This window comes from Schleiferilactobacillus perolens DSM 12744 (assembly GCF_001435585.1).
Taxonomy (GTDB): domain Bacteria; phylum Bacillota; class Bacilli; order Lactobacillales; family Lactobacillaceae; genus Schleiferilactobacillus; species Schleiferilactobacillus perolens.
This window is the reverse complement of record NZ_AZEC01000037.1, coordinates 1-2,334: the sequence shown is the minus strand read 5'-3', so window position 1 is coordinate 2,334 and position 2,334 is coordinate 1. Positions and strand designations below refer to the sequence as shown.

The window sequence follows — 2,334 nt, the reverse complement described above, 5'->3', positions numbered from 1 at the left end:
AAGGCAATTATAACAAATGGCAAAAGAAAAGGCGAGATACTTCACTTTTTTACTTTATCCAGAATCGATACCACAAGATTGGCAAACAAAACTTGAAACTTTAGGCGTTCCAATTGCAATTAGCCCGCTTCATGATAAAGATTTGAGCAGTGTTGAGGGGCAAAAGTATAAAAAAGCCCATTATCACGTTATTTATATCTCTAAAAATCCTGTCACAGCAGAAAGCGTTCGCTTGAAAATCAAGCGTGCTTTAGGCGATAAGAGTGTTGCTAAAGTACAAATTGTTGTCCAGAGCATGGAAAATATGTATTTGTATCTGACACATGAATCTAAAGACGCTATTGCTAAAAATAAGCACAAGTACAGCAAGCATGACATTGCTTTACTGAACAATTTTGACATTGATCGCTATATTACGCTTGATGTTGAAGATAAAGACGACATGCTGAATGATGTTTGCGATTTGATTGATGACCATAATTTGGCGAATATGCGTGAACTGAGACGCTTTTTAAAAGCTCATGGTTCAGAATATGGCATGCCCGGTATTAAAGTCGTTAATTCGGTTTTACGTGCTCATACTGGACTGATAAGGCTGTATTTCGATGCTGTTTATCAGGAACGCAAGTATGGCAGAGGCGATATAAACAAAGAGACTGGCGAGATACAAGATTAATTAGCGAATGGAAAGTAGGTGTTCGATTTGAGCACCTTTTTTGTTGTCGGCTAGCCGACTTCTGATACAAGTCTTTAGCACAATAACACAACCAACTTTAGTTGTTGTGTGTAAGTGCGCCCTTAGGAATATAATTTGAATATATTTCAGATTTTCAATCTGACTGCTACTATCATCAAGATAAGAAATAACTAATGTGTGTCAAAAATTTTCTCTAAATCTGTTTCATCAACATTTTCTTCAATTTCCAAATCTCTATACATCTCAACAAAAACATTCACTAATTTTTCATTAGCAAGCCCGTCATCAACCGATGAATTTGACTTATAGCTATAAAAATTTTTATAACTTTTAATAACATCTGGCGAATCAAAAAAAACAGCAGGAACACTATTAAACGCTCTCTTAAATTCAGTGCTAGACAAATCATATCTTGAACCAATCAATTGAACTAAAACTTCATATTTCTTCATCCAAATTCTTCGTTCATGTTCCTGAATTGCTAAGGTATTTTGGAAATTTTCATTATCCGATTCTAATTGTAATTGAAATTTTTTACTCCTTTTGTCATTAAAAAATGAGTAAAACAAAGTAATAGTCACACCTACCAAACCTAAAATACCACCTACCAAATTAATTCCTCCTAAATTTTTATTTATATTTTATTTTACGTTATTTTAAGACGATTTTAGTATTTTTTAATAAAAATTATTTATAAATCAAAAAGTACTCTTAAAACACAGATATAAGCAATTAAGAAAATAAAAATCTCAAAAAACAAAATCTCTATTTTTTAAAAATCGCTATAGTTCTTGTGGTGACTGAAAAAACGAGAATTAATTTGAAATTGGTGTTTTTTGATATGAAAATAAAGTTTAGTCCTCTTTTTGTTTTGAATAGTTCTAGAACATCATATTTTGCGTTCTAAGCGATTTTAGCTAACAGTGAGCTATTTAACTGTCTGTCAACGGTAAATCGACTTAGAGGGGCTTGGAGAGCCTTACAGGCGATATTAGCCCCTCTTGGAGGCTTTAAGGAGTTGATAGACTGTACGAAACCCAAAGCCTGATGAGCAGGAAACAAGCCCTTGTTTCCCCGAGCCCAGTGGCGGCGAACGATAGCGGTCAAGCTGGCTCAGCTTGGTCTGGGTTTGGGGCGACAGCGCCCAAGGGTTTTAAAAAGACGTTTCAGCGATTTTTGCTGATCCGTCTTTTTTGGTTTGTGTTGTAAATAAATTTTTAGCGCTGAGGGGGGGCAAGGAAGCGAATTTTGCGACCGTACTACGACCCCCCTTTTAAGTGCCGAGTGCCAAAATTGAATTTTTCGGGACCTTATCCCTACTCTCCCAAGGACTACAGCGATTAAAAAAAAATCAACAAATCGCCAACAAAATTGGCAAAAAAACGTGTTGATGTAAAATAACTTGACAAAAAAAGCGAATAAAAGTAAAATTTGTTTACAATATTTAAGAGGAGAATATTATGGCTGAAAATAAAAAAAGAGTTTCGATTGGGTTGACGGATAAACAGTATGAATTAGTTCAAAAATTGGCTAAAGAAAAAGGCTTTTCGAAGTCTGCAATATTTGTTTTAGCTTTAGAAGAATATTCAAGAAAGGAATCAGAGCAAAAAAATAAGTGAGAACTCATTCCCTTCAAG

At 34.6% G+C, this 2,334-nt stretch carries 3 protein-coding genes; 2 read left to right on the top strand and 1 reads right to left on the bottom strand.

Annotation, left to right across the window (positions count from 1 at the left end; translation table 11 throughout):
* Window positions 1-16 precede the first annotated feature (16 nt).
* Window positions 17-676, top strand: coding sequence for a replication protein (locus FD09_RS15375; RefSeq protein ID WP_056988799.1), 660 nt, complete (start codon window positions 17-19; stop codon window positions 674-676).
* Window positions 677-867: 191 nt separating this feature from the next.
* Here the strand turns inward: FD09_RS15375 and FD09_RS15370 are convergent, their stop codons facing one another.
* Window positions 868-1,308 (bottom strand): hypothetical protein, encoded by a 441-nt coding sequence (locus FD09_RS15370; RefSeq protein WP_056988801.1) that lies wholly within the window; start codon window positions 1,306-1,308, stop codon window positions 868-870.
* Window positions 1,309-2,157: 849 nt separating this feature from the next.
* Here FD09_RS15370 and FD09_RS15365 point away from each other — a divergent pair.
* Window positions 2,158-2,316 carry a ribbon-helix-helix domain-containing protein gene (locus FD09_RS15365; RefSeq protein ID WP_011222011.1) on the top strand — a complete coding sequence of 53 codons (159 nt, stop codon included), beginning with the start codon at window positions 2,158-2,160 and terminating at the stop codon, window positions 2,314-2,316.
* Window positions 2,317-2,334 lie beyond the last annotated feature (18 nt).

Coding starts and splice junctions, on each gene's coding strand:
- FD09_RS15375 (WP_056988799.1), top strand. CDS start 17: ATGGCAAAAGAAAAGGCGAGATACTTCACTTTTTTACTTTATCCAGAA.
- FD09_RS15365 (WP_011222011.1), top strand. CDS start 2,158: ATGGCTGAAAATAAAAAAAGAGTTTCGATTGGGTTGACGGATAAACAG.